Origin of the sequence: Vibrio genomosp. F10 str. 9ZD137, from assembly GCF_049974785.1 — a bacterium.
In the GTDB taxonomy this organism is placed as follows: Bacteria; Pseudomonadota; Gammaproteobacteria; order Enterobacterales; family Vibrionaceae; genus Vibrio.
This window is the reverse complement of sequence record NZ_JBNGCJ010000425.1, coordinates 1-3,704: the sequence shown is the minus strand read 5'-3', so window position 1 is coordinate 3,704 and position 3,704 is coordinate 1. Positions and strand designations below refer to the sequence as shown.

The 3,704-nt window shown below is 44.3% G+C and carries 3 protein-coding genes and 1 pseudogene; 1 reads left to right on the top strand and 3 read right to left on the bottom strand.

The features are described 5' to 3' along the window. Window positions 1-545 (top strand): annotated as a pseudogene (locus ACP45E_RS10110) (DHH family phosphoesterase); the annotation flags it as partial. On the opposite strand, the gene ACP45E_RS10105 reads toward ACP45E_RS10110, so the two are convergent. The 3 genes from ACP45E_RS10105 to ACP45E_RS10095 all read right to left on the bottom strand — a co-directional run. After that, on the bottom strand, window positions 542-1,681 hold the full coding sequence (locus ACP45E_RS10105) for a murein hydrolase activator EnvC family protein (protein WP_017035395.1): 1,140 nt from the start codon (window positions 1,679-1,681) through the stop codon (window positions 542-544). The pseudogene ACP45E_RS10110 and the gene ACP45E_RS10105 sit on opposite strands and share 4 nt — an antisense overlap. A gap of 184 nt (window positions 1,682-1,865) precedes the next feature. Further along, window positions 1,866-3,398: a 2,3-bisphosphoglycerate-independent phosphoglycerate mutase gene (gene gpmM, locus ACP45E_RS10100; RefSeq protein WP_026026706.1), complete on the bottom strand. Its 1,533-nt coding sequence runs from the start codon at window positions 3,396-3,398 to the stop codon at window positions 1,866-1,868. 160 nt (window positions 3,399-3,558) lie between these two features. After that, window positions 3,559-3,704 (bottom strand): EamA family transporter (locus ACP45E_RS10095; RefSeq protein WP_158008376.1); only part of this gene is annotated, 146 nt, incomplete at its 5' end.

The window sequence follows — 3,704 nt, the reverse complement described above, 5'->3', positions numbered from 1 at the left end:
AGGCTAACGGTCTGTCACAAGAGCAAAAAGAGCAGCTTAAAGAGCTAGGAACCCTGATCAATTACAATGGCTATGGGGCGAAAGTTGAAGACCTGCATTTCCATCCCGCCGATCTGTATCAAGCACTGCTTCACTATACTTCTCCGTTTGATGTGATTGCTGACCCAGAGTCTCCTTACTATAAGTTGCAACATGCTTATCAAGAGGACATGGATAAAGCGCTTGCTATCGATGCCAAATATCGCAGTAAAACCTTGGGGCTGTATGAATTACCTAATAATGCGGCTTCTCGTCGAATCAGTGGTGTTTACGGAAACTTACTGGCAAATCAGTCGCCCGATTCAGCGCATGCCGTATTAACCGAAAACGCAGATTGCACCTATACCGTTTCATTAAGAGCGCCATTAACGAATAAGCAGGGTGCTGGTGATATTTGTGGGCAATTCGTCACTGGCGGTGGCAGGGCAGCAGCTGCAGGGGTAAATGCACTCAAGAAAAGTGATGTGAACGCTTTTATTGAAGCCGTTGAAGGGTTTTACGCTTAACGAGTTAACCACGATTTAGGGTTCTGCGTCTTACTATTTCGGCGCAGTTCAAAATACAGAGATGGGCGACTCTGCCCTCCTGTATCCCCAGCTAAGGCGATGGTTTCACCAGCAGCCACTTTATCCCCTTCTTTCTTCACCAGGGTTTGATTAAAACCGTACAGCGTCATGTCGCCTTTACCGTGGTCTAAAAGAACCACAAGGCCATATCCCCTGAGGTATTCCGCGAACACAACGGTCCCCGGGTACACTGACTTAATCGCCTGTCCGTAATCTGCGTCAATAACAATGCCATTCCAATTGCTTTGTCCAGCTTGTTTACTGCCATAGCTGTGGAGTAATTTTCCTTTGATTGGCCATGGCAATTTCCCTTTTTGCTTTGCTAAGCCGTCCATAGGTACTGCATTTCGTTTAGCAGCCTTGGCGATTTCTGCTTTTAGTCGAGTTTCATTTCGCTGCAGCTCAGAGAGATAAACCTGATCACTTGATATGCTTTTCTTAATCTTATTGACCGTTTGGTTACGTTGAGTTTGGTTCTGTTTGAGACTATTTCGTTTCGTTGTTTGCTGTTCGAGTAACTGGGCTATTTTTTGCTGTTCGAGTTGTAACTGTCGTTGATTTTTATTGAGTGCTTGCCGCGTTTGTTCAAGCGAATCAATCGTGATTGCTCGGGCTTTAGCAAGATGCTGAAAATATTGACTGATGCGGTCTTCTTCTACGCCATTATTTAAAATGCTGGTGGCGGTTTTGGCCCGTTGGGTGACATAGTAAGTTTTTATCAGCTCGGCAAGCGTATCACTCTGTTGTTTTTTCAATTTGTTCAGCTGCGCGATCTCTGCATCAATCTTTTTAATGTTGTTGTTGGAAGTGGTGAGCGATGTCTTGGTTTTTGTTATCTGATTTTCCAAATCACTGATGCTTAATTCTTGTTTTTTTAGCGTGTTTTGCAGCTCATTGAGCTTCTTTTGTTGAGTTGACACGGAGTCTTTCTGACGTGATATTTCATTTTTTACCCCTTTGAGTTCGTTAGAAGAGGCCGCGTGGCTAATGGTGGGAACGCTCACTACCAGTGCAGAAAATAGAATGAAAAAATCGAGGCGATTTCTAAATGAGAATAGTGATAAAAACGTCGCCATAGAGCCAGAAGTCCATCGATTAAAATAAGGGCTTAGTATACCCAAAGAATTTTATGAGAAGAAAGGGGTATGTTAAAAGTTGCAAGGTGGTGGGTGTTTGATTGCCTTTAATTATTCATCAGAGCCACAGATACAAAAATGCCCCAATTTACATTGAGGCATTCATTAAGATCATTGGCGCAAATTACTTAGTGAGAACTTGGCCTGTCATCTCAGCTGGGATCTCAAGACCAACAAGGTCAAGCATGGTTGGAGCTAGATCTGAAAGTTTACCTCCAGACTTGAATTCAAACTCTTTATTACCCACGTAGATCAACGGTACAGGCAGATTAGTATGGGCGGTGTGTGTGCCACCCGTGACTGGATCGACCATCATTTCAGCATTGCCGTGGTCAGCGGTGATAAGCAGTTGACCATCGACTTCTTGAATCGCTGCAACGACTTTAGCCACACACGCATCAAGAGCTTCAATCGCTTGTTCTGCTGCTTCGTAAACGCCAGTATGACCGACCATATCTGCATTCGGGAAGTTACAAATAATCGTGTCGTATTTGCCCGATTTGATTGCTGCAACAAGCTTATCCGTCAGTTCTTCAGAGCTCATTTCAGGTTGAAGATCGTAAGTCGCTACTTTTGGAGAAGCAACCAGTTGGCGCTCTTCACCGTCAAATTCATCTTCAACACCACCGTTGAAGAAGAAGGTCACGTGTGCGTATTTTTCAGTTTCAGAAATACGCAATTGAGTTTGACCTTTTTTAGACAGCCATTCACCGTAGGTATTTTCAAGAGACGTAGATGGGAACGCAATCGCGAGAGGAATATCAGCCGCGTATTGAGTTAGCATCACGAAGTTGATTGCAGGGAATACGTCGCGCTCAAAGCCATCAAAATCAGGAACGAATGTGCGTGTCATTTGACGAGCACGGTCAGCACGGTAGTTCATGAAGATAACCGCATCGCCATCAACGATTGCAGCGTCTTCTTGACCTTCTGTTTTAAGAGTCGTTGCTTTTACGAATTCATCGTTTTCGCCACGAGCGTAAGCCGCTTCAAGGCCTGCAACCGCTGAATCAAAAGTAAACTCCGATTTAGCTTGTGTCAGTAGGTCGTAAGCAACTTGTACACGTTCCCAGTTGTTGTCACGATCCATAGCGTAGTAACGGCCAACCAAAGACGCGATTCGACCTTTGCCTAGTTTTGCAAATAGCTCATCAAAACGTTTTAGTGAATTTTCAGCGCTACGTGGTGGAGTATCTCGTCCGTCTAAGAAACAGTGTAGGTAAATTTTCTCTGCGCCACGTGCCGCAGCCATCTCTACTGCTGCGTAGATATGATCTTCGTGAGAGTGAACGCCACCTGGAGACATCAAACCCATTAGGTGAACCGCTTTACCAGCAGCAACTGCTTTATCGATCGCTTCAACAAGCGCTGGGGTTTCAACAAACTCACCATCTAAAATAGATTTAGTAATACGAGTAAGATCTTGATATACCACACGGCCTGCACCGATATTGGTGTGACCAACTTCTGAATTACCCATTTGACCATCAGGCAAACCAACATCTAGGCCAGACGCTGAGATAAGAGTGTTTGGGTTGTTTGCAATAAGGGCATCCATCACTGGAGTTTTAGCGTTGTTGATTGCATTGCTGGCGTTATCTTCACGGTATCCCCAACCATCAAGAATCACTAGAGCCATTGGCTTCTTAGCTGACATAGATATAACCTCGTCCAAAATTAAAGTAACTTTAAAAACAAATTAGCGTAATTTTACTACACTTTAAAGGGTTTGCAGTAGCTAAAGATCAATGATTCTTCCTATCGCTACAAGAAAGGGTAGCCTATTGATCAAATTATAATGACAAATGAAAGTTTTATTATTGCACCAAAACCGCGGTACCAATCACGGCAACCACTGCCCCGATCCAGGCATAAATATTAGGTCGTTGCTTGGTGTAGATCCAGAGTATCGGTAAGAGCATGATTGGCGTGGTGGAGGAAAGCAGGGAGATCGGAAGAGCGG